The following is a 22,415-nucleotide window of genomic DNA, read 5'->3' as shown; positions in this document are numbered from 1 at the left end:
CGGTAGGCGGGGCAATTTCAGGAAACTGCGTCATCGGGATGCGCTGCAGGCCTACAATACCCAGCAGCACCAGTATAATGGAGATTACCGTAGCCAGTACGGGTCTTCTGATAATTTTATTGAACATATCCGAAAAGTTTTATTGAACCGCTTTTGGAGTAATGACGGAATTTTCAGGAATGGAAGCCAGCTCGTTGGCCACGATCCGGTCGCCCGGTGCAAAGCCTGATTTCAGCAGGTAGAAATTTCCCGACCTTGTAAAATCTTTTAAGGCTTTCCGGGTCACTTTATTCTGACGGTTCAACAGTCCCACAAATATTTTGTCCTGTACTTCATAGGTAGCAAGCAAAGGAATCTTATAAACATTCTGCTGAATTGTTTTCAGCACGATCTGCCCGGTGTTACCGGTCCGGAGAAGGCCTTCGGGATTCGAAAAGGAAGCACGTAGCGATACGGAACCGGTGTTCGGATCGAACTGTCCGTCCATCATGTCGATTTTCCCGGCGTGGCTGTAGGGTTTGCCATCTGCGAGCAGTAAAGTAATGTCCCGAAAGCCTTTCAGTTTTTCGATCAGGGTTTTTCCGGGGCGGGTGGCATTGATGTTCAGGATTTCCTTTTCGGGAAGCGAAAAGTAGACATAAATTTCACTTACCTGCGACAGGGTAGTTAAAGCCTGCGCATCATTGGGTCCTACCAGTGCGCCGATCCGGTTGGGAATCCGGCCGATGTAACCGCTTACCGGCGCTTTGACGATAGAAAATCCCACATTGAGATCGGCCGAGGCAACAAGCGCCTGCTGCTGTTTTACGGCAGCGAGCGCATTGTCATAATTGGTCTTGGCTTTCCGGTACTGGAAATCGGCCACGACTTTATTATCCGTCAGCACTTTATATTTATCCAGTTCCAGTTTTGCAGATGCTAATTGTGATTTTGCCATTCCCAATGCCGCCGACGCCGTATTTTTCTGCTCCCGGTATACACTGGCGTTGATCCTGAATACAGGTTGTCCGGCTCTTACATAAGCGCCTTCATCCACATAAATTTTATCGATGTACCCGCTGATTTGCGGCCGCAACTGTACATTGTCCTTACCTTGCAAGCTGGCAGGAAAGGTTTGCTCCACCATCGCTTCTTCCGGATCAAGGGTCATGATTTCTGCCTGAACAGGTTCTGCCTGCTTGGTCCTGTCCTGATCTCTGCTTCCTCCGCAGCTCGTGAGAAGTACTGCAAAGGATGCCAGAAATCCTGCATTGAGGATTTTGAGGTATTTTTTTGGTAACATTCCGCTCTGTCTTACTTTTTAGGCAAAGCTACCGCTACACTGCGAGCGTTAAAACCGTTTTGTAACCGAAATGCGGAAAATGGCGGGTGAAATGTAAGAATCACGAATTGAAGTAAAGGTAATTATGACTATCACTTTCATTGATCGTTTTGTGAGATTTTTAATAAATAATTTCAGTTATGCTATAACAATCTTTCAATTGTATTTTTTCAAAATTGATATTTGGCGTATTTACCGGCAAGTCACTTTTATCAGAGATTGCAAATAATGCGTCTATATCTTTTTTTAAAATCCGAATACGTCTAACGGATAGGTTTGCAGAAGGAATCCTGCCTGTATCAATGAGTCTATAAATGGTGCGACGATCACATTTTTATAGTGTTTCCGCTTCAGCTACTGTTAAATAATCAAATGTTTTTATTTCAAAATAAGAATTTTGATTTAGTATTGCGCTTTCCTCTATCTTTTCACAGGTTACTTCAGCTTTACTCTTTCGCATTTTCTCGTTCCTAATTTTCACCTTGTAAGCCCTCTTAGTACACGTTTCGCTGCAATACTTTGTTACAGTTGTTCTTGCGATAAACTCTTGTCCGCAATGGCGACAAAACTATTTGATTCTAATATTTGAACTCATAATACTTTATTTATAGGCGAGAAAATCATTATCACTGCAATAAAGTACATTATAATGCATTTAGGTGCATTAAGGTACCTTAAGTGACATAATCTCGCCCCAGTTAAAAAAAATAAAATATTATTACTTAGAGGGGCAAATAGGGGGCAAATTTTAGCAAAACCGATCTAAACTAATAAAAACACTACTAATTTTATAAATAATTAATGGCTGATTAATAGCTATTTGCTTTGTTTTAGTTTGTGCTATTTAGTCTTTTTACTTTCCGATACAAAACTTCGTAAAAATATTCTCCAACAAATCGTCGGTAGTTACCGTACCGGTAATTTCACCGAGATAATGCAGGGCCTGTTTAATATCCATGGCTAAAAAATCGGAGGTTACCGGATTATCTACATTGGCCAAAACCCTTTGCAGCGCGTGTTCAGTCTGTTTTAAAGCTTCTACATGGCGGATATTGGTCACCAAAGTTTCGCTGGTATTGATATGGTGCAGGTTAACCTGTTCCAGTAGGGTGGTTTTCAGTTCGTCTATTCCCTGTTTTTCTTTGGCTGAAATAAATACAACATCTAAAGCTTCGAAGGCTTTGCGTTGTGTATCATTCAGAAGTTCGGCTTTATTGACCAAAATTAAATAAGGGATACCCAATTGCGCTAAACCGCTGATCTGCTCTTCAATTTCGGCAATGCTTTGGGCCGCATCGGCCATATAAATGATCAGTTTGGCCTGTTTCATTTTCTCCAGCGTGCGTTCTACACCCAGCGCTTCAATAATATCGGCGGTATCACGGATTCCTGCGGTATCGATAAAACGGAAAACTACCCCGCCAATGGTTAGTTCATCTTCAATGGTATCGCGGGTGGTGCCGGCAATATCCGAAACGATGGCACGTTCCTCATTCAAGAGGGCATTTAACAGGGTAGATTTACCTACATTGGGCTTACCCGCGATAACAATGGGCACACCGTTTTTAATTACATTTCCCATTTCGAAAGAGGAAATTAAGCGTTGCAGCACGTAATTGATTTTGTTAACCAGGTTTTTAAGCTGTTCCCGGTTGGCAAATTCTACATCTTCTTCGGCGAAATCGAGTTCAAGCTCAATCATGGAAGCAAAATGGATCAACTGTTCGCGCAGGGATTTTAATTCATTAGCAAAACCACCGCGCATTTGCTGCATGGCCACGTCATGCGAAGCCCTGGAGTTGGAAGCAATTAAATCGGCAACTGCTTCTGCCTGGCTCAGATCGAAAGCGCCGTTTAAAAAGGCACGCAACGTGAATTCGCCTGGTTTAGCTGCCCGGGCACCTTTGCTGATTAACAGGTTGATAATCTGTTGAATGATATAATTAGAACCATGGCAGGAAATTTCGACCACATTTTCTTTGGTATACGATTTTGGGGCCACAAACAAGCCTGCTACCACCTCATCCACGATATGATTGCCATCTTTGATCAGGCCAAAATGTAAAGTATGCGAAGCCTGCTTTTCTAAATCCTTTCCGGCAAATACGGCATTGGTAAGCGAAATAGCTTCCGGGCCAGATAAGCGGATGACGCCAATAGCACCAGCGCCAGAAGGAGTAGACAAAGCAATAATGGTATCTTGATTGTTCATATGTGGTATTGAAGCAGCAAAAATAAGTCTAATCTATGGGGATATGGTGTAAATGAAGTAATTTTTTTAATTATGGTTAAATGGTTAATTGTTTAAATTGCTTAACGGTCTCTAAACTCCCAACGCACAACTCCAAACTAATGGTAGTAGGCGAACCCCACACGCAAAGCAATTATTCAAAACATTTCAACACTACCTGTGTTTAAATCTCAAATCAGAATAAGCTTTTATGACGAACAATTTACCCCTAACCGTAAAACGATCAATAGAATTGTTGGGACTGATGGCCATTGCAGCAGTGATGGTTATCGGACGAGATATTATCATGCCGATATTGATGGCATTTTTCATCAGCATAATGCTGTTACCCGTCTATCGCTTTTTAAAAAAGAAAAAAGTACCCGAAACATTGGCCATTATTTTACCCATATTATTGGTGGCCCTTTTTGTGGCTTTGATCATTTGGTTTTTCTCCAACCAGATTGGGATTTTAGTCAAAGATTTTCCGCAGATCAAGGCCAATGTTACGCAACATATCAACTCATTAAGCGATTGGATCAGTCGCATTACCCATTATAACGATAAACAGCAAAAGGCCTTTATCCAGGCTAAAAGTGATGATTTGATGAACATGGGAACCTCAATGGCTGGTGGAGCTGCGGTTACTTTAAGCGGTATTTTTGTATTTATCGGTTTGCTGCCCATTTATATTTACCTGATGCTCTTTTATAAAGATATCATCTTGCGTTTTATTTTTATGTGGTTTAAAGCAGATGATCATCCGAAAGTTAAGGAGGCTATTTACGAGACCGAATCGATCATCAAAAGTTATCTGATCGGATTGTTAATTCAGATTACTTATATGACCATTTTATTGGGTGGGATACTTATGCTGATCGGTATCAAACATGCCCTGTTAATTGGAGTAATCTTTGCCATCCTCAACCTGATCCCTTACGTGGGGGCCTTAATCGGTAACGTAATAGGGGTGTTGTTAACGCTAACTTCCTCACAGGAGTTATGGCCGGTACTTACCGTTTTAGGGGTAATCGCCTTTGTTCAGTTTCTGGATAATAACATTCTGATGCCGCGTATTGTAGGCTCTAAGGTGAAGATAAATGCTTTGTTCGCCATTTTAGGGGTATTTATCGGCGGCAGCATAGCGGGCATTTCGGGGATGTTCCTGGCCTTGCCAATTGTGGCGGTATTGAAGATTATCTTCGATCGTACAGAATCTTTTAAACAATGGGGCGTGCTATTGGGAGATGAGCGCCCCGCAAGAAGCCCGATGACTTTCCCGGTTTTCAGAAGGAAAAAACCAGTGGCTACCAAATCTGGAATTGAGAAAGGGTAACTTTTAATGTAGAAGTTTTATAACAATATCAATGCAAGGAATCTGATTTTTATCAGATCTCCTTGCATTTTGTGTTATTATTTAATAATAAGAAGTATTGAGGTTGCTGTTTTGCTTTTCTGCAGCCTCAATAGGGGCATAATCAGAAAGGATAAGTGCTTCGCCTTTTTTAACGCAGACATCATGTTCAAAATGCACCGATGGACTTCCATCCGCCGTTCTGATCGTCCATCCGTCTTCATCCAGAAACACATCTTTTTTGCCCATGTTGATCATCGGTTCAATAGCCATGACCAGGTTTTCTCTCAAGAGTAAACCATTGCCTTTTCTGCCATAATTGGGTACCTGCGGATCTTCGTGCATTTCTCTACCCAAACCATGGCCAACAAGGTCTCTTACTACCCCAAAACCCTGTTTTTCGTTATGGATTTGGATAGCTGCACCGATATCGCCGATGCGTTTGCCCACAACAGCTTCCTTAATTCCAAGAAAAAGCGACTCTTTAGTTGTTTTAACCAGATTTAATATTTCTGGCGATACTTCGCCTATGATAAAGGTATAGGCATGATCGCCATGGAAACCATTTTTAATGGTACCGACGTCTACCGAGATGATATCCCCATCCTTCAATTCATCTTTGGTTGGAAAACCATGTACAACCACATCGTTCACCGAGGTAATGATATGAAAAGGAAAGCCATTATAGTTATAAAAGGAAGGTACGGCACCATTATCCAGTATAAATTCGTTTGCTACACGGTCTATTTCAAGGGTGGTAATGCCTGGTTTTAATATTTTAGCTACTTCTGCAAGGGTATCGCTCACCAATAGAGCGCTAATCTGCATCAGTTCTACTTCTTCGTTGGTTTTATATAAAATCATTGCCGCAAATTTAACAAAAGAAGCCAAAAGGAAGAAAGCGTAAAAAGATGTGTGTAAAATAATTGATCATCCTGGCCGCAATACTACCGGTGCTATTTTGTTACAAGGTATGTGATGATAAAAATGGTATTTGTACAGCAGGCTATTGATGTTCAAAGAGTCTATGTTGGCAACCTCGGTTGTTCAGGTTCAGTTAGCCAGCAATTAAGAACATAAGCTAAAATCGGGCGTTAAAACCCGGTGCCTGATTCTGCTGAGGGTTTCTAAACGCATGCCAAGGTAACTGGCCAGATAGCGCTGCGGTATTCTATTGATGTCCAGTCCGCTCTCCTGAAGTTTCCGGTACCTGCTCACAGCTTTTGGGATGCGGGCAAGGATAGCCCTTTCTGATGCCTGATAATGATGGAGGGCCAACAGCTTTCTGCCGATTAAATTAACTTCCGGATAATGGGTATACACGAAATCGATTAAGGTGTATGGAATACAGATCAGCTGGCATTGTTCCAGGGCTTGAAGATATTCTATAGAATGATTAGGTCGTTGATCGGGGTGACGTATGGCGCCGATTATTTCATTTCCGACGCTAAACCAGGTACTGATATCTTTTGTGCCATCGCGCACGAAACCACGTACAAGGCCGTTTACCAAAAAATATAGTGAAGCGTTAAGATCTATGGGAGAAAGTATGTATTTATTTTTTCTGATGTGGATGAGCTTGCAGTATTTTTCAAGTTCTGCTTTAAGGGTTTCTGATAAAGGGTAGAACTGGTCAAGATAATCGAAAAGCGGGCGTAAAAATGATGTTTTACCGGACATAATTGAAGCCTATAGAGATTGCTAAAAACGATGTATGGCAGATTTGTTTAAAACGCTATCCTTACACGTTGATCTGAAATCAAAGGTATTATGCTTTTTTACTTCACGTTGAACAATAAGAGATCCGCAATCTCTAACGATACGATAGTTAGACCAAAAATAGCTTTAAAATCGGCTTATTGGCTTATTCGCATTGCAAAATAAGCGGTTGGCATTAAACCTGTTTCTTTTCTGAATGCGTTATAAAATGTAGCCTGACTTCTAAAGCCAGCTTCTGAAGCAATGGCTTCAATGGTTAATCTATCTGATTTTAGTGGATACTGCTTCAAAAAATGACTGATCCGGTAACCATTTATCCAATCGCGGAAATTTTTGCCGATCTGTTTGTTGATCACGAAAGAACAGTGGTGTACCGGCAGGTTAAGTTTTGCGGCAAGATCGATAATCTGAAAATCATGATGGAGGTAAAGCTGTTCTCTTTCCATTATTTCTTTCATGGCAAAGGCATAATCAACCAGTTGTGCATCTATGAAATTTATTTTCTTAGCTGTCGTAAGGTTCCGTATTGGATTTTCTGTCTCTAAAGGAACCAAAATGGAATCAGAACCAGTTTGTCTGCCTGCCGGTTTTCTAGTCCAGTCAACCGCCACTAGCAAATAGCCGTAAAAAATATATGGTTTATGAAGGGTATACATTAAAACAAGTAGCAGGACGAGACAGTTAATTACGATAAAATAAGTATTAACATATGGCATGTGCAAGGACTTTAAAATAATGGGGATCAGGCCCAAAAGCTGAAAAAAAGTAGCAATCCGAATAAAAAAAATAATCCATATTCTGCCTTCGCTGTCCAGTAGCTGTTGCGGTTTTTTGTTAAGGCGCAACACTGCAATCCAGGTAGCGCATAAATAACCAATTACCAGCAGTGGCCGGAATACATAATGAAAATATGGCGGAAAAAGCCCGGTTTTTGCTTTTAAGGTAAAGTAACCGTTTTGGGCCAATTGAGTTCCCACTAAATTCCAGTCGGACGAAACAGAGATATGCCAGGGGATCACATGGATAACGGCCAGTAAAGTAGGCACGAAATGAAGCAATTCTATGTACTGTAAACGTTTACGATCCTGAAGAAAACCTGTAATGTATAGATAAAAACAGGCCGGTGCAGCATAATAGAATGGTGTAAAGGTTTGATGGAAGATCGCTAGAGCATGGGGGTGGCCAGCTTTAAAGAGCAATGAAGTCAGGATCTGTCCAAACCGTGCAAAAAATATAACAGACAGCAATATGTTTAATAGCCTATTCCCTCTTTTGGCGAAAAAAAGATGCATGGAGAATAACAGCAGGAACAAACAGGTGGTACTAACTAGAAGGTTTAACGACTGCATATTTCCAGCCAATATAAGACATAATTGCAAAAGTTAAATTTATGGATTTAAAAATTTTTAATGATGAGATTTACCAGCTTGATAATGGGATAGCTTTAATTCAAACCTGTGCGAATAGGCTGTTGGCGCTTATATTTTAACTGCTTTTTGTATGATTTGCAATAATGATTTAGCATAAACGTTTGTTTAAATTATAAAAAGCAATAGTTTTGCGGCCCGTTTATTGTTAGCGGAAAGGATATTAGTTAATTAACGGATGTATAACATCCTTATCAAAGAAAAATTATGGACAAATTTAAAAAAGTGCAAGATCTAATCTCTTCTGTTGAAGCAGACGTAACTAAATTTTATGATGGTGGTAATGCTGCGGCAGGTACACGCGTACGTAAAGCCATGCAAGACTTAAAAGTTTTAGCACAGGAAATTAGAACTGAAGTAACGGATAAAAAAAACAGCGCAAAATAATTTTCAGGCTGGTAAAAGAGGTCGTATCATAAAAAACATCAATAATCTGTTACATTGTACTGAGCTTCTACTCAGCTAAGCCAGGTATCTGAATGCCCTGAAAACACTACGAAAGGACTTTCTATAGATTCAGGATAAAAATATTATCTTTATGATATGACCTCTTTCTTTGGTTTCCCCGTTTCTCAGCGTTGCGCTTAAGCCATCCTTAACCTTTATTTACTGCGTTTGCTGGTGACCAGTTTATCGGTAAAAAAGTCGCGAAAATCATTATAATAAAGATCGCCCACCGTAAAGCTGGTCTGGTTAGAAAGTGTTACCCTGGTACCTTCTACATGTAAAATATGATTGATAGAGACAATATAGCCCCTATGCAGCTGGAGAAATCCCTTTTCTATATTTAGCTGCTCTTTAACATCTTTCAGACTTAAATAGGCTATAATAACCTTCTCTTTTGTATGTATTTTGATATAGTTGTGAAAACTCTCAAAAGCGATAATGTCTGCATATCTTACTAAAACAGCTTTGTGTGCTTCAGATTTATTTTTAACAAAGAAGTAGGCCTCCGGTGCAATGTCTTCTATTTCGTCTCCAAAAACCCGGTTAAGGGTTAAGGCAAATTTGGCATAACCGTAAGGTTTAAGTAAATACGCATCTGCTTCGGCTTCGAAAGCTTCATAGGCATACTCCTCATGCGAAGTAGTAAAAATCAGTTTTCGGGTCTTCGAGCGGACTGCTTTTGAAAGGTCAATGCCTGAAAGTTGTGGCATTTGAATATCCATAAATATCACGTCTACCAAATCGATATTTTTCAGTTCTTTCAAAGCTGCCATCGGATCGGTGTAACTAGCCAGAAGTTCCATATTCGGAGTATCCGCTATATATTTTTCCAGACCTAATATTGAGTTTTGTTGGTCATCAATGGCTATACACCTAATCATATAAATCTTCTTGCATATGTAACGAATTTACATCTTTTTGCACTGAAAATAGAAAATATATCCTGTATTCCCTCGAATTTTCTTCTTTTAGGTTGGTTTAAGATGCCCAGGATTCACCATTGCGAGCTCAATGACCTTTGAATTCAAATTTAAACACAATTCAGGATTTCATCAACCTTAAAAGTTAGTGCGAATGGTTATGGAAAACCAAACCATCGTTTTTCTCGTCTTGTGTAGAAGACTGCAGGGATTAGTTTGAACTAGATAACCTAAAAAAAAAGGCATGGCGTTGTGCTTATTATTGTAAATTTGGCTACCATTATCACCGATCTGTAACGGAAACACACCGATCTGTGTAAGTTGCGCCCAAAAAATGAATATAGGTGTCTATCTTAGTTTAACTTTAAAGAAAGTGCTTCAGTTAAATGCGTATCGTTTTATTTTAATAATGATCACCATATTTACATCTACCTATTAGCACATCGGCATTAAATTACCACTCTTTCCTATCTAAATAAACGCTCTTTTTTTGGATAGGAATTTTTGTTTTCCCCGACCTCTAGACAAAAAGGACCCGAAATAAATCGTTTTCATAAACTTAGCAAGGATTTAGTTTAAATTGTCGTGCTAAACCGTTCGTTTTCAGTATGCTATAATGAGCATAAACTTTGAAAAACTGATTAACAGTTGGGGTTTGCACGGTTAAATAATCATGCAATTATTCCTCTTATTTAGAATTGATATAAATAATAATATTATATTTGTCATATCTATGATTAAGTAATCGACCTGAAAATGATTGTAAAGGCAAGAATAGCGCACCAAAAAGATTTTCTGTTTAGGGAAGAGATTCCAGATCAGTATGTGCCTGATCATCGATTGTCGGAAAAATCAATAGCTATTAAAGATGCTCCTGTAGCCATCAAAAACTATCAGCTATCTACCAACGGTTTGTTTTTGATACATTCGGAGATGAAATTCGATGGTCCTGCCCGGATCCTCACGGAAGTGGAAGGAGAAGCCGTGACCTGTCAGTTTATCTTTAGCCGTAAAAATACTTCAGGAACAGGTAATCCATCAGCTAAATATGGCTTGAGCAGGCACAACATCAGGTATATCCCTTCGGCAAAAGAGGCTTATGATGTGAAACCAGATGCGGAATTCGTATATTTCCTGATTGTTCTTTCTAAAGATTATTACCTCCGTTTGGTTGATCTGTACTCGCCTTTGCATGAGCAGTTTGTACACGAGATGGAAAAAGGAATTTCAACCTCGTTTGCAGATCAAGATCTTTTTATAACTCCCGAAATGTACAGGGCAATCGACGCCATTATTACCTGCCGGCAGGATGGAGAATTGAAACGTTTATTTACTGACGCGCGAATTACCGAGCTGATTATGTATCAGCTGGAGCAGTTTAGTCAGCACTTGCAGGGCGGTACTGAACCGCTGCTCAATCGCGATATCCCGAAGCTGGAAGAAGCAAGGGAAATTCTTGAACGCGGTTACATCAATCCACCAACCCATAAACAGCTTTCAAAGATGATATTGCTGAACGAATTTAAGCTAAGAACGGGATTTAAAAAATATTTTGGCAGTACCATCTATGACTTTGTAACCCGCCTTAGAATGGAAGAAGCCAAAAGACTGATTTTAGAAGAAGGAAAAAATATGTATGAAGTTGGCGTAAATATCGGTTTTAAACATCAAGCGAGTTTCACCAATGCCTTTAAAAAGTATTATGGTATTTTACCCAGCGATTTGCGGATTTGAATCAGGGTTATCGCCGTACTCTGACTTTTTGCCTCCGGAATAACCAAAGCCTGGTTTGACAATATCAACCGCAGAGGTAACGGCTATTCTACTGATGTTTTTGAACGATATTCAATAGGTTTTTTTTAATAGGAGCAAAGGTTCAGTTTTGAACAGGTTGGAGTATAACCGATTCATCGATATGGGTATGTGCCATTTTGTAAACCGGCTGGTGGGCGGTTTGTAGGTTCGAATTGAACTTTGCGGCATCAAGTTTAACTTCTTCAGGTACAATTATCGTTTTTAAAGTGCTTTGGTCGGTATATGTTTCGGCTTGAATGCCAAATGCCGTATAGATATGCTGTGGCGTAAGCACCTGCGCAGGCGTGCCATTCCACCATTTGCGGCCGTTTTTTAAAATAACGATCCGGCTGGCGTATTGCGCAGCAAGGTTAAGATCGTGCAGTACCACAATAACCATATAGCCTTTTCCAGCCATTGCTGCAGCGATAGACAGGGTTTGGTGCTGAAACTGTAAATCCATATTGTTGGTCGGCTCGTCTAGCAGCAATACAGCATCTTGGCTATCCCATAGTTGTGCCAAAACCCTTGCCAGGTGTACACGTTGCTGCTCGCCACCCGAAAGGCTAAGCACCGATCGTTCAGCAAAATCGCTTAATCCACAGATTTCCATCGTTTCAGATACCGCTGTTTGATCGTTTTTTGAAGAGGGAAGACCTCTAAAACCATATCTTCCCATCATAATTATTTCCTTTACGGTAAAAGCCATCGAAATGGGATTGTGCTGTTGCAAATAAGCCCTTTTGGTGGACAGTATTTTTCGTTCGTAGCACTTTAGGTCTTCGCCATAAAGCATAATGCGGCCACTATCTGGCTTTCTTTCGCCAGAAAGTAAACGCAATAGGGTAGATTTTCCAGCGCCGTTTGAGCCTAAAAGTGCAACCATTTCGCCCGGCCTGATGCCAAACGAAATGTCTTTCAATAGTGGTCTTTCGTTCAATTTATAGGAAATGGATTCTACTCTAAGCATAAACTGGTTGTTAATTAACGGATTTCTTTTTGTCTTTTATAAGTATGTATAGAAAAACGGGGCTACCCATCAGGGCGGTAACCACACCTATCGGCAATTCGATAGGCTGTATCATTAGCCTCGAAACAAGGTCGGCCAGTGTAAGTGCCAATGCACCCATCAAGGCCGAAACGGGAAGTACAAATCGGTGATCAACGCCGCCAATTAAGCGTGTAAGGTGTGGGATCAGTAAGCCGATGAAGCCGATAATGCCCGAAACGGCAACAGACGCACCCACGGCCATGGTAGCAAATACCACCACCAGTATTTTGATACGGTTAGGATTTAAACCGATCAGTTCTACCTGGTTTTCGCCAATAGCAAATAAATTTAAGCCTTTGGCTAAAAATGGAAGTCCTGCTACTGCCACCAGTATAAAGGGAAATAAACAGCTTACATTTTGCCAGGTTGCACCGCCCAAACTACCCATCATCCAGAAAGTGATGCTCCTGAGTTTCTGCTCATCCGCCAGGTAGGTAACCAATCCGGTTAAGGCGCCAGCCATGGCATTAATCGCAATACCCGAAAGCAGCATGGTTGAAACACTGGCCTGTCCGTTAACTTTTGAGAGATTGTATACCAGCATGGCGGTAATTCCTGCCCCTGCAAAAGCCCCAAATGCCAATAGGTAATAACCCAACAGTTGGGTCAAACTGGAAAACAGTAATGTTTCAAAAGCAATAATCAGCACCGCCATTAATGATGCGCCTGCTGATATACCGACCAGGCTCGGCTCTGCAAGTGGATTTCTGAATATACCCTGTATGGCTGCTCCCGAAATGCCCAGTGCGGCACCAACCAATACCCCCATTAGCGTGCGTGGTAACCTGATCATCATAATTATACTTTGGCTGAGGCCATGTTCGGTTCCACCAAATATCTTAAATCCGATGGTTTGGGTCAATGTATCAACCACTTCTTTCAGCGGAATGCGCATGGCGCCTAAAGCGAGCGAAAAACAGACGGAAACCAATAAGCCCATGCTGAGAAAAATGTATACCAGCAGCCTTTTCATTGGAAAATCTGATCATTTAAGGCCCTGATAGCTTCAGGCAACCGGTTGCTAAAATTGATGAGCAACGGACCGCTCATTTCTATTATCTTTCTATTTCTCCCCGCATGGGTGTAAGCTACACCTGGCAGGTTTAAAAAAGACTCCTTGCCACCTAGGCTTTTCAAACCAAAATCGAACATCAGAATCACATCGGGGTTGCTTTTAATCAGTGCTTCGGTGGTGTAAGGTTTAAAATCGCTAAATTCCTGAATGGCATTTTTGCCGCCAGCCAGTTTGATGATGGCATCGATGCTGCTTCCTTTGCCGGCCACGTTCATGGTACCCACACCCCGTGCATAGATAAAGAGTACTTTCGGCATTTTGTTGCCTTTCTTTAGCTGCCCTAATGTGGTGCGGATTCGATTTGCCGTTTGCTGTGCAAGCTGTTCACCACCGGCTTTATCGCCAATGGCTGCCGCAATCTGCCTGATTAATTTGGTTGCTCCCTCAACGGAGAATTCCTGATGGATGGAAACAACTCTGATTCCCAGCAATTTAAACTGATAAAGATTTTCTTTGGAAAAGTCGCCTTCAGGCACTAATATTAAATCGGGGCGAAAGGCAGTAATGGCCTCAACAGAAAATGACCTGTTTCTGCTTACTTTAGGCAACCTGTTAATTTCTTCGGGCCATACACTGGTTACATCTGTAGCCACTATTTGCTTGCCATGGCCAAGAGCATTCAACGTTTCGCTTATAGCGCTGCCGAGCGTAATGATACGTTTTGCTTGCGCCTTAGACGATTGTATACCAAGTGAAAAATAGAATAGTAGTATTAAGGCGCAATATCTTTTCATTTTATATCTGTTCGTTTATAGGGACAAAAAAAGTGTTTAATTAATCTAAATACAAGTATTCCGTTGCTATACCGAGCCAGATCCAATCAAATCTTGTTACGAAATATATAATCACTGGACCGTTTTAAGATGTTGTAAATCAGATTTTTGAAAGCTAACTTAGTTTCGCTCAATGTATTGATTTGTGCAAAATGTTGCGGCAAAACATACGCTTAGAACAAAATAAAATACGTTTTGAACAAATTAAAATACGGATAGCACAAACGTTTTTTGGCGCTTAATATGGATGTTTGTGGTGTTCTTATTTAGAATGATTAAAAATAAAGATGCTAATGAAATACGCTGAGTACCCATATCGTTTCAACAAAAAGATGCTTGCTATCTATCTTTTGCTCCTGGCAGGAGCTTTTTCCTCATGCAAGAAAGACGAACCAAACCAAAATGCTATTCTGCAAGATGGCAAAAGCATAGTGGTTACTGATTTGGCCGGAGATACACAGGCCGCGATGGGAAACGGAAGCCCGGGTAAAGAAGTCCGCACTTTTCATACCTTCCTATTTCGCTTGAGGGATCAGCGGCAGATCTGGATCCGTAACGCAGCCGATACAGCGCAATGGCTAAAAACAAAAGACTGGGATTTGGCTTTTACTGGACCGTACAACAGTGAGGTGTATGTAAACGATAAAGATTACCAATACAATCCTGGCTTCGGCGGGGTCGGAAAAAGTGCCGTGGTTATGTTGGAGCAAAGCTATGACACTGTTAACCAGGCGCCACCTGATGAGGCTTTCAATAGCAGCGAAATCACCAAAATTGGTTGGGCATCATCGGCCAGTTCGAAAGGATGGTTTTTTTACAGCTTAAACAGTCATATCATGCAGTCTATTCCCAACCGCACCTATGCCATGAGGCTGCCTGATGGCAGATACGCCAAGCTGCAATTGATTAATGCCTACAAGGGAAATCCACCGAGTGTTACCGATTTAAACTGGCCTGCACCTTACTATACGTTCAGGTATTATGTGCAACAGGATGGAAGCAAAAATTTACAAACCAAATAAACAGATGAATACAGCAATTTCCCAAAACAAGAATAATTTTAAATGGGCTTCAGCCTGTTTAATAATAGGTTTACTTTTTACCAGTTGCAAAAAAGAAGAAGTTGTTTCTCCCAAACCTGAAAAGGAGCAGCCTACCCATACCGGAGGAGGTACACCATATTATAAACTACAGCGCGTGGAGAATTTAACTGTAGAAACGGATGATGCAAATCCAACAGTACCGCCGGCAGCAGTTTTATTCAGTTTAGAAACCAAGGCCGTAATTCCTTTACTGTATGCCAAAACCAACCGCTGGGATATTTGCTTTAATGGACTTTATAACAGTTTTTTAAGCAGCAATAATGGTCAATCTTCAGTTAGTTTGGGTGCAGGAAGTACGGGAGCGGGCGCAATTGCCATTACAAAAACGCCTTTTGAAGCGCTTCCCGATGTTCCGGCGGATGCCACATTAAGTGCTGACAAAACCATTGGTACAGACGACGAAGGAGATTTTGGAGAGGGGGTAGGTTGGTACCTATATGATTTTGCCGGAACCAAAAGGGGAGACGGCAGTTACCAGAAGCAACATGTGGCTTATGCGATGCCCGAAAAACGTACCATAGTTGTCCGAACCGCTAAAGGCGACTACGCGAAGATTAAAATGATCAGCTGCTATAAGGATGCTTTTACTGCCGATAAATGGTTTAGAAGTACGCCACACATGTACTTCACCTTCGAATTCGTGATTGTGCCAAATGGCAGTACGAAATTCGAAATTAAATAACGCATACCATCAATATATATAAAATGAAGAATAAATTAATGCAACTGCTGTGTATTGTATTTACGGTTGCTACGCTTGCTGCCTGCAAAAAAATGATTGGTTTGGAACCACTTCCTGCAAATAAAATTACTGAGTTTAAGGTTGCTGTGTCTGATGGAAATATTTTCGGTGCCATTGATGAGACCGATAAGACCATAACGCTTTACTTGCCTTATTACTATGAGCTGGACGTGATAGAGCCGGCAATCAAACTTTCTGAAGGCGCCAGGTTAAGCGAAACGCCTGCTGCGGTATCGGTTTTAGAAACCCAGAAAACTTACACCGTAATTGCACCCGATCAAAGTACTGCAACCTACAAACTGATTATCAGACTCAATCAGATTTCGCCTTTGATATTAACTGAGCTGTCAACAGCCACAGCGACATCAGCATTAGCGATTGGCGCTTATGACATAAGGGTTCAAGGTAATTTCAATGTTGCTGATGCTAAAAAGATCAAGGCCTATCTGGTTGATAAAAGTGATAAGGAACATGAGTTAACGGCCAATACCGCATTGGGAACGCCTGGTGTATCGGTAGCCATGATCAGTGGAGTTAAAACTTACACTTACAGTTATTTGCAGGTTCCGCAAACATTAGATACGGGAACATACAGGGTAAGGGTAAAAGTACAGGCCTTAACCGGCGAAATGAAATATCCGGTAAAAGTTGTTTACGGAAGGCCTGCAATTAATTATGGTCCGGTTACCGTTAAACAGGGAGAGACGTTTAAAATTGCCACGGGAGGAGCGGTATTTTACGACTTTAAAGAATTTTATATCCTGATTAATGGTCAGAAAATAGCTTTGCCTATTGTTTCCTATACGCGGACAGAAGCTACGATCCGTGTTCCCGATAGCGTGCCGACAGGCGTGTATACACCAACAGCCGCTTTTGGAGCATCGCCTTTGCTTACCCTAAACTGGGCCGTTACTGTTACCGCCAGATAACATCCATTTACTATTATCCACTTGAAAAACGATTGGGGAAATTATTCCCGTTTACATAACAAAATCATAAATCTGAAAAAAATGAAAATGAAATTTTTAAAATTTACGTTTGCTGTTGCAACCTTAGCGATATTAGGAACTGCCTGTAAAAAAGATGCCGTTCAACCCGATAACAAACTTACTTTACAAAATACAACTGCGGCACTTGCTGTAGGCGATACGCAAGCAGGTGTAGTCAATAATTCATCAACTTCACCCACTTCGTGGACTCCGGTTGGATACGATTTATTGAACAATGTGGTAGCCAGTACCGGTAACCAGGTTAATTTTGACAACAATTTTAATGGGAATATTACCATTGCAGGTACCAATAATCTGGGTTATTATGATTCTCCATCAGTAACCAATGTTAGCGGCATTACCCTTGCTGATGTTTCTGGCGTTACATTGGGTGCAATAAGTACTTTGGGCAATAACACCAGTACAACACCAGGCTGGTACAATTATAACAGGGTAACCCGTACCATTACACCCGTGGCTCAAAGATATGCCGTGGTGGGTAACGGATCAACAATTGCCGGTTCTACCAGGCTCTATGTTGTTCAGCTTGATGGAGTAACCACTTCCGGCACCTATAACACCACCGTTGATTTCCATACGAAGAGATTAAAATAAGGAAGAACCGAATTTAGGTAAAGCCTATGATGCAAAAGATTAAAAAAGAGACGAAAACACGACTAATCGTCCCTGAAAATCATAAATAAACCCAAATAAGGGAATAATCCCAAATCGTTTTAAAGACATTAGCCTGAGCTAAAGCCCTATTTGCGGGCTAAAAAATGCAAATCTAATAATTATTGATTATGGATACAATATATAAACGCTTCACTTTCAATTCTTACTATCTTTTAATTTTATGTGTGGTGATCATATTCGGTGCCTGTAAAAAGCAATATGAAGATTACCCTTACGCCGACATTTTAAGTTTTACAATAAAAGATGCCCAGGGAAATCTGTTGAAAGCGGTAGTTGACGGACAGAACCTGATCATCTATTGGCCATCGGGCCAGGAGGTGCCAGACCATATTGTGCCTGCTATTGTGGTATCTGAAAAAGCAACCGTCAGTCCGGCTTCTGGTCAGCGTATAGCTTTTAACGAAGGTGCCAAATTTGTGGTAACCGCTCAAAACGGTACCAGCAAGGAGTACCTCATTAAAAAGATCATCAATCAGCCGTTGCTCAAAATAAATATCTCGTCGGGGGTATTGGTATATAACAATAAGAGCTTTGTAAACAGGGGAAGCAATATCAATGTTACCGGCGATAATATCCTGGCAGGTAAAGATCAAACCAGCGCTTTTTTGGTCAATACGGCTAATTCTACAGAAAGAAAAATTGCTATTTCAAGCATAACCCCCATTTCGCTCAGCGCATTAGTTGATGCTGCCGTACCAGACGGGAATTATCAATTGAAGATTATATCTGGCCAGAGAAGTGTGCTTTTTCAACGTACATTTGGTGTAAGCAATGGTCGACCCGCCATTACCCCGGTAGAATTGAGTACCATTAAACTTACCTTAAAAACCGGGGAAGAGTTTGTACTTAGCGGCGAAAACCGGATCGAACTGGTTAATCAATTTGCTATACGCCATGTAGCCACCAAACAGATGTACAACCTGATTATTAAGGAAACCAAAGCAGGTGAGTTGACACTAAAAGTGCCTGAGGATTTGCCTGCTGGCAATTATGATTTATACAGCTATAACTACCCTGCCGGAGACTATTATCCTGCCGGACCGGTTAGTGGTGTTTTTGATGATATGATTACAATCGTTAACTAGGCTATAAAGTGCAATACCATAACAAGATATACATCACGCTGCTCTCGCTGATTCTAACAACAACCTCTGCCTGTAAAAAGGCAAAGGTTGCTGTTGATGACGCGGAAGAAATTGTTTCGCCAGCAACAGGCACACGAAGTCAGTTGACAATAGATTCAATCTTTTTGTACGCCCAAAACGTATACTTATGGAACGATGTACTACCGGGTTATGCCGATTTTAATCCAAGACATAAATATGCCGGAATGGCTTCTGATATCATAACTTTCAGAAAAGAACTATTCGATATTTCGCAGCTTAAAATAAACCCGGCTAACGGCAAACCTTACGAGTTGCCGGTATATTCTGAAAATCCAAAATATTCGAATCTGCAGCTGGGGAGGCGTGTTCCAGGCAGTACTGCCGCTGTATCAAATCCCAATACGGCTGTGCTAGCCAATAAAGTAATTGTAAGCGGCAATACAAAAGTTGCTTACCTGGCTTTGGCTTCGTTCCCTTCATTAAACAATAGCAAAGCGGCTTTGGATCAGGCTTTTTCTGAATTCGAAGCTGAAAGGCCAACAGTAATGGTAATCGACCTTCGTAGCAATGGTGGCGGTTATCTGGAAACTGCAGAATATATAGCCGATTTAATTGCACCAGCTGGTTTAAACGGCAAGGTGATGTACAGCGAAGTATTTAATCCGTCTATGCAAAATGGTGCTGCAAAAATATTGAAACATCAACCTTATCTGGATAAGGATGGCAAAACGGCTATTTACAATGGTCGCATGGCTACCATGGCCGATGTAGATTATACCATAGCAGGTAATACCTATAAATTTCATAAAAAAGGAAATTTAAAAAGCATTCAATCTGTTTATTTTATTGTGTCGGGCAATACGGCATCGGCCAGCGAAATGCTGATCAGTAGTTTAAAGCCTTATTTTGAGGTTAAACTGATTGGAGAGAGAACTTATGGAAAGCCAGTTGGCTTTTTCGGCATCAACATCGATCAATACAGTGTTTACCTGGGCAGTTTTTTGATTAGAAACGCCAATGGCTGGTCTGACTACTTTACGGGCATGGAACCAGATGTTGCTGTAAAAGGTGCAGATCAGCCTGTTCTGGGTGACCCGGCCGAAAGTTGCCTGAAGGCAGCTTTGGAAATGATCAGTGGAACAAAAAAAATGTCCCAGAGCAAACTGGCTACAACAGATAAATTGGTTACGGTTAAAACTGATCTTTCGCAGCCGGTAGTAACAGAAAGCATCATGTTTGAAAACAGGTTAAGGTTAAGAAAATAAAACAATGGTTAAAAATACCCTATCTACATTAAGATAAAATGTTTAAACTATCCGCAATCATATTGATTCTGATGTTGTGTCACTTTGAAATGGCTGCGCAGGATTACGGAAGCTTAAAAGGTACGGTAACCGATAACGAAGGTAAAGCGTTACCTGGCGCAACCGTACGCCTTGAACCGGATGGGCACAGCACCGAGACAGATGCGCTTGGCTATTTCAGTATCAATAAATTATTTGCCGGAAATTACCGTATTACGGTAAGCATGGTAGGCAAAGCCGGTTATCGGAACAATATCAAAATCACGACAGCTGTCAATCATCTGATCATTAAATTATCAGATGAAGAACGTGAACTGAATGAGGTGGCCATATCTGAAAATCGTTCATCCGCCGATAATCTGGTGAAACTGGAACGTAGCGCCATGCCGGTCACAGTCATTAGCAGGCACACCATCGAACTGATGGGCAGCAGAAGACTGGACGAGGTATTAAAAGAGCAAACAGGCATTGCCATTGTAAACGACATTGGTGGTGGTAGCCGCGCGGTTGGTGTGCAGATGCAGGGCTTTAGTAGCGAATACGTCATGATATTAATCGATGGACAGCCTATGGTTGGTCGCAACAGCGGGAATTTTGATTTATCCAGGATCAGTGTTTCCAACATTGAAAGGATAGAAATCATTAAGGGTGCTTCTTCCTGTCTCTTCGGAAGCGAGGCGCTGGGCGGGGCGATCAATATTGTTACCCGCTATGGCGCTTTACAGCGGCAGGTACTGGTTGCAGCAAATTATGGGAGTTTAAATATAACTGATGTTACCCTGGAGGGCGAAACACCTTTTGCTTCCCGGAGGGGATCGGCCAGTGTATCTGCAAATTACTACCGTACCGATGGCTTTAATACCAATCCAAAATACGTTCAGCGGGGAACAACCGCACCACCTTATAACAATTATGCTTTGCAGGGAAGAATGAAATACCGTTTAACTCCTCATGGAACCCTGGGCTTTAGTGGCAGGTATGGCTTGAGGAAGTCATTTATGTCTAAAGATTTTGGTTTGGGCCTTATTTCCGGCGACAATCAAAATGAGCAGGATTTAAACCTATCGGTAACTTTCGATCACCATTTCAACTCCGGGTTGCGCAGTATGAGCCGTTATTATTATACCAATTTCCAGTCAGATCAAAGTGTAGATTGGCAACAATCGAACAGCAACATTACTAAAGATATTTTTGTGCAGAACCTCTTCCGTTTTGAACAGCAATTTGCCTATGGCTTTAGCAACATGCTTAAATTTACAGGTGGTTTAGGGGGAAGCCTTGAAACGATGAAAGATATTTCATTGAGCAACCCGGGTTCGGTAAGCAATGGTTTTGCTTTTCTGCAAGGCGACTGGCAGCTGAGCAGGGTTTTAGGATTGGTTGGAGGAATACGCTACGATTTAACCAATGCTTATGGCAGCAAGCTTAACCCCAGTTTAGGTTTGCAATATAAAATAGCACCTGCATTAAGTTTTAAAGCAGGGGCAGGCACAGGGTTTAAAGCGCCAGATTTTAAGTCGAGATATCTCGTATTTTATAATCCTGCGGCCAATTATCTGGTGGTAGGTAATGAAGTGTTAAGGCAAACGCTAAATCAGTTGGATAAACAGGGACAGATCAGTGAGATCAGCGCATTTTTGCTGAACCAGCTTGATCAGAATTTACAGGCAGAAAGAAGTACCTCTCTGAACCTGAGCTTTGAGTGGAAACCTAAAGATCAGATAAAAATAGAGGCAGGTATTTTCCACCACAGCTTACGCAACCAGATCAATAGCATCCGGGTAGCAACTGGCACCGGCAACCGGAATATCTTTACCTACCAAAATCTGCCAAAGGCTGTAAATAAGGGAGTGGATTTTTCTTTTGCCATTAGTCCGGTTAAAAATTTAGAACTCAGTGCAGGTTATCAATACCTGATTGCCAGAGATCTAAGTATAATCGACAGCATTAAGGCAGGTCACTATCCATATAATCAGAACATCCACGATCCGGCAACGGGGAAATCTTACGCGCCAAAACCTGCTGATTATTGGGGGATTGAGAACCGGTCGCGGCAGATGGTTAACTTCAAGGCATTTTATAACTACCGTCCGTGGGATGCCAATATTAATCTCCGGATCAATTATCGGGGAAAATATCCATTTGGCGACCGTAATGGCAACCAGTTTATCGACCGTTATGATACCTTTGTAAATGGTTTTTTGATGCTTAATGCTGCTTTTGAAAAAAAAATGATGAAACAACACTTAAGCATCAGACTTACAGTAGATAACATTTTAAATTACACTGACGGGCTTATGCCTGGCCAGCCTGGTCGAATTATACTGGCTGGATTAACCTATCGTTTATATCAAGATTAATTAT

20 protein-coding genes and 1 pseudogene are annotated in these 22,415 nt (G+C 41.3%); 10 read left to right on the top strand and 11 right to left on the bottom strand.

All coding sequences use genetic code 11. The features are described 5' to 3' along the window. The 4 genes and pseudogenes from QZ738_RS21345 to mnmE all read right to left on the bottom strand — a co-directional run. A partial coding sequence (locus QZ738_RS21345) for an efflux RND transporter permease subunit (RefSeq protein WP_363315583.1) occupies positions 1–127 on the bottom strand: 127 nt, incomplete at its 3' end. Between the two features lie 12 nt (positions 128–139). Then, positions 140–1,282 carry an efflux RND transporter periplasmic adaptor subunit gene (locus tag QZ738_RS12160; RefSeq protein ID WP_293787883.1) on the bottom strand — a complete coding sequence of 381 codons (1,143 nt, stop codon included), beginning with the start codon at positions 1,280–1,282 and terminating at the stop codon, positions 140–142. Positions 1,283–1,442: 160 nt separating this feature from the next. Further along, positions 1,443–1,643, bottom strand: a pseudogene (locus QZ738_RS21340) (helix-turn-helix domain-containing protein); the annotation flags it as partial. A 531-nt stretch (positions 1,644–2,174) separates the two neighbouring features. Then, positions 2,175–3,533 (bottom strand): tRNA uridine-5-carboxymethylaminomethyl(34) synthesis GTPase MnmE, encoded by a 1,359-nt coding sequence (mnmE, locus tag QZ738_RS12155; RefSeq protein WP_293787881.1) that lies wholly within the window; start codon positions 3,531–3,533, stop codon positions 2,175–2,177. 229 nt (positions 3,534–3,762) lie between these two features. Between mnmE and QZ738_RS12150 the strand changes: the two genes are divergently transcribed. Then, positions 3,763–4,887 (top strand): AI-2E family transporter, encoded by a 1,125-nt coding sequence (locus QZ738_RS12150; protein WP_293787879.1) that lies wholly within the window; start codon positions 3,763–3,765, stop codon positions 4,885–4,887. 81 nt (positions 4,888–4,968) lie between these two features. On the opposite strand, the gene map is transcribed toward QZ738_RS12150, so the two are convergent. The 3 genes from map to QZ738_RS12135 form a co-directional block, all read right to left on the bottom strand. After that, positions 4,969–5,769, bottom strand: a complete 801-nt coding sequence (gene map, locus QZ738_RS12145) for a type I methionyl aminopeptidase (RefSeq protein WP_293787877.1) — start codon at positions 5,767–5,769, stop codon at positions 4,969–4,971. A 204-nt stretch (positions 5,770–5,973) separates the two neighbouring features. Further along, complete coding sequence (locus tag QZ738_RS12140; protein WP_293787875.1) at positions 5,974–6,585, bottom strand: Crp/Fnr family transcriptional regulator; 612 nt, start codon at positions 6,583–6,585, stop codon at positions 5,974–5,976. A 176-nt stretch (positions 6,586–6,761) separates the two neighbouring features. Further along, a complete protein-coding gene (locus QZ738_RS12135) occupies positions 6,762–7,871 on the bottom strand; it encodes an AraC family transcriptional regulator (protein ID WP_293787873.1) in 1,110 nt (369 codons plus the stop codon). A gap of 387 nt (positions 7,872–8,258) precedes the next feature. On the opposite strand from QZ738_RS12135, the gene QZ738_RS12130 reads away from it, so the two are divergent. Continuing rightward, complete coding sequence (locus QZ738_RS12130; protein WP_293787871.1) at positions 8,259–8,438, top strand: histone H1; 180 nt, start codon at positions 8,259–8,261, stop codon at positions 8,436–8,438. Positions 8,439–8,653: 215 nt separating this feature from the next. Here the strand turns inward: QZ738_RS12130 and QZ738_RS12125 are convergent, their stop codons facing one another. Continuing rightward, the gene (locus tag QZ738_RS12125; protein ID WP_293787869.1) at positions 8,654–9,379 is read right to left on the bottom strand and encodes a LytTR family DNA-binding domain-containing protein; all 726 of its coding nucleotides are present in this window, start codon (positions 9,377–9,379) and stop codon (positions 8,654–8,656) included. A 795-nt stretch (positions 9,380–10,174) separates the two neighbouring features. Here QZ738_RS12125 and QZ738_RS12120 point away from each other — a divergent pair. Next, positions 10,175–11,152, top strand: a complete 978-nt coding sequence (locus QZ738_RS12120; protein ID WP_293787867.1) for a helix-turn-helix transcriptional regulator — start codon at positions 10,175–10,177, stop codon at positions 11,150–11,152. A gap of 142 nt (positions 11,153–11,294) precedes the next feature. Here the strand turns inward: QZ738_RS12120 and QZ738_RS12115 are convergent, their stop codons facing one another. From QZ738_RS12115 to QZ738_RS12105, 3 genes are read right to left on the bottom strand one after another with little or no spacing between them, the layout of a single operon-like run. Continuing rightward, the gene (locus QZ738_RS12115) at positions 11,295–12,182 is read right to left on the bottom strand and encodes a heme ABC transporter ATP-binding protein (protein WP_293787865.1); all 888 of its coding nucleotides are present in this window, start codon (positions 12,180–12,182) and stop codon (positions 11,295–11,297) included. Positions 12,183–12,192: 10 nt separating this feature from the next. Continuing rightward, positions 12,193–13,236, bottom strand: coding sequence for an iron ABC transporter permease (locus QZ738_RS12110; protein WP_293787863.1), 1,044 nt, complete (start codon positions 13,234–13,236; stop codon positions 12,193–12,195). After that, positions 13,233–14,072, bottom strand: a complete 840-nt coding sequence (locus tag QZ738_RS12105; RefSeq protein WP_293787861.1) for a hemin ABC transporter substrate-binding protein — start codon at positions 14,070–14,072, stop codon at positions 13,233–13,235. Before QZ738_RS12105 ends, QZ738_RS12110 begins: the two co-directional genes overlap by 4 nt. Before the next feature lie 332 nt (positions 14,073–14,404). Between QZ738_RS12105 and QZ738_RS12100 the strand changes: the two genes are divergently transcribed. From QZ738_RS12100 to QZ738_RS12070, 7 genes are all read left to right on the top strand, one after another. Beyond that, on the top strand, positions 14,405–15,133 hold the full coding sequence (locus tag QZ738_RS12100; RefSeq protein WP_293787859.1) for an HmuY family protein: 729 nt from the start codon (positions 14,405–14,407) through the stop codon (positions 15,131–15,133). Positions 15,134–15,137: 4 nt separating this feature from the next. Continuing rightward, complete coding sequence (locus QZ738_RS12095; RefSeq protein WP_293787857.1) at positions 15,138–15,896, top strand: HmuY family protein; 759 nt, start codon at positions 15,138–15,140, stop codon at positions 15,894–15,896. Positions 15,897–15,919: 23 nt separating this feature from the next. Then, positions 15,920–16,885: a hypothetical protein gene (locus QZ738_RS12090; RefSeq protein ID WP_293787855.1), complete on the top strand. Its 966-nt coding sequence runs from the start codon at positions 15,920–15,922 to the stop codon at positions 16,883–16,885. 87 nt (positions 16,886–16,972) lie between these two features. Further along, positions 16,973–17,560 carry a hypothetical protein gene (locus QZ738_RS12085; RefSeq protein ID WP_293787853.1) on the top strand — a complete coding sequence of 196 codons (588 nt, stop codon included), beginning with the start codon at positions 16,973–16,975 and terminating at the stop codon, positions 17,558–17,560. A 188-nt stretch (positions 17,561–17,748) separates the two neighbouring features. Continuing rightward, positions 17,749–18,726: a hypothetical protein gene (locus QZ738_RS12080; RefSeq protein ID WP_293787851.1), complete on the top strand. Its 978-nt coding sequence runs from the start codon at positions 17,749–17,751 to the stop codon at positions 18,724–18,726. An 8-nt stretch (positions 18,727–18,734) separates the two neighbouring features. Beyond that, the gene (locus tag QZ738_RS12075; protein ID WP_293787849.1) at positions 18,735–20,012 is read left to right on the top strand and encodes a S41 family peptidase; all 1,278 of its coding nucleotides are present in this window, start codon (positions 18,735–18,737) and stop codon (positions 20,010–20,012) included. 38 nt (positions 20,013–20,050) lie between these two features. Further along, complete coding sequence (locus tag QZ738_RS12070; RefSeq protein WP_293787847.1) at positions 20,051–22,411, top strand: TonB-dependent receptor; 2,361 nt, start codon at positions 20,051–20,053, stop codon at positions 22,409–22,411. Positions 22,412–22,415 lie beyond the last annotated feature (4 nt).

Source organism: uncultured Pedobacter sp. (assembly GCF_913776295.1).
GTDB lineage: Bacteria > Bacteroidota > Bacteroidia > Sphingobacteriales > Sphingobacteriaceae > Pedobacter.
Note: the sequence above shows the minus strand (reverse complement) of the source record. Positions and strands in the feature narration are given on the sequence as shown.

Excerpts from the sequence above, each read along its gene's own strand:
- QZ738_RS12160 (WP_293787883.1), bottom strand. The coding sequence starts at position 1,282 with ATGTTACCAAAAAAATACCTCAAAATCCTCAATGCAGGATTTCTGGCA.
- mnmE (WP_293787881.1), bottom strand. The coding sequence starts at position 3,533 with ATGAACAATCAAGATACCATTATTGCTTTGTCTACTCCTTCTGGCGCT.
- QZ738_RS12150 (WP_293787879.1), top strand. The coding sequence starts at position 3,763 with ATGACGAACAATTTACCCCTAACCGTAAAACGATCAATAGAATTGTTG.
- map (WP_293787877.1), bottom strand. The coding sequence starts at position 5,769 with ATGATTTTATATAAAACCAACGAAGAAGTAGAACTGATGCAGATTAGC.
- QZ738_RS12140 (WP_293787875.1), bottom strand. The coding sequence starts at position 6,585 with ATGTCCGGTAAAACATCATTTTTACGCCCGCTTTTCGATTATCTTGAC.
- QZ738_RS12130 (WP_293787871.1), top strand. The coding sequence starts at position 8,259 with ATGGACAAATTTAAAAAAGTGCAAGATCTAATCTCTTCTGTTGAAGCA.
- QZ738_RS12125 (WP_293787869.1), bottom strand. The coding sequence starts at position 9,379 with ATGATTAGGTGTATAGCCATTGATGACCAACAAAACTCAATATTAGGT.
- QZ738_RS12120 (WP_293787867.1), top strand. The coding sequence starts at position 10,175 with ATGATTGTAAAGGCAAGAATAGCGCACCAAAAAGATTTTCTGTTTAGG.
- QZ738_RS12115 (WP_293787865.1), bottom strand. The coding sequence starts at position 12,182 with ATGCTTAGAGTAGAATCCATTTCCTATAAATTGAACGAAAGACCACTA.
- QZ738_RS12110 (WP_293787863.1), bottom strand. The coding sequence starts at position 13,236 with ATGAAAAGGCTGCTGGTATACATTTTTCTCAGCATGGGCTTATTGGTT.
- QZ738_RS12105 (WP_293787861.1), bottom strand. The coding sequence starts at position 14,072 with ATGAAAAGATATTGCGCCTTAATACTACTATTCTATTTTTCACTTGGT.
- QZ738_RS12100 (WP_293787859.1), top strand. The coding sequence starts at position 14,405 with ATGAAATACGCTGAGTACCCATATCGTTTCAACAAAAAGATGCTTGCT.
- QZ738_RS12095 (WP_293787857.1), top strand. The coding sequence starts at position 15,138 with ATGAATACAGCAATTTCCCAAAACAAGAATAATTTTAAATGGGCTTCA.
- QZ738_RS12090 (WP_293787855.1), top strand. The coding sequence starts at position 15,920 with ATGAAGAATAAATTAATGCAACTGCTGTGTATTGTATTTACGGTTGCT.
- QZ738_RS12085 (WP_293787853.1), top strand. The coding sequence starts at position 16,973 with ATGAAATTTTTAAAATTTACGTTTGCTGTTGCAACCTTAGCGATATTA.
- QZ738_RS12080 (WP_293787851.1), top strand. The coding sequence starts at position 17,749 with ATGGATACAATATATAAACGCTTCACTTTCAATTCTTACTATCTTTTA.
- QZ738_RS12070 (WP_293787847.1), top strand. The coding sequence starts at position 20,051 with ATGTTTAAACTATCCGCAATCATATTGATTCTGATGTTGTGTCACTTT.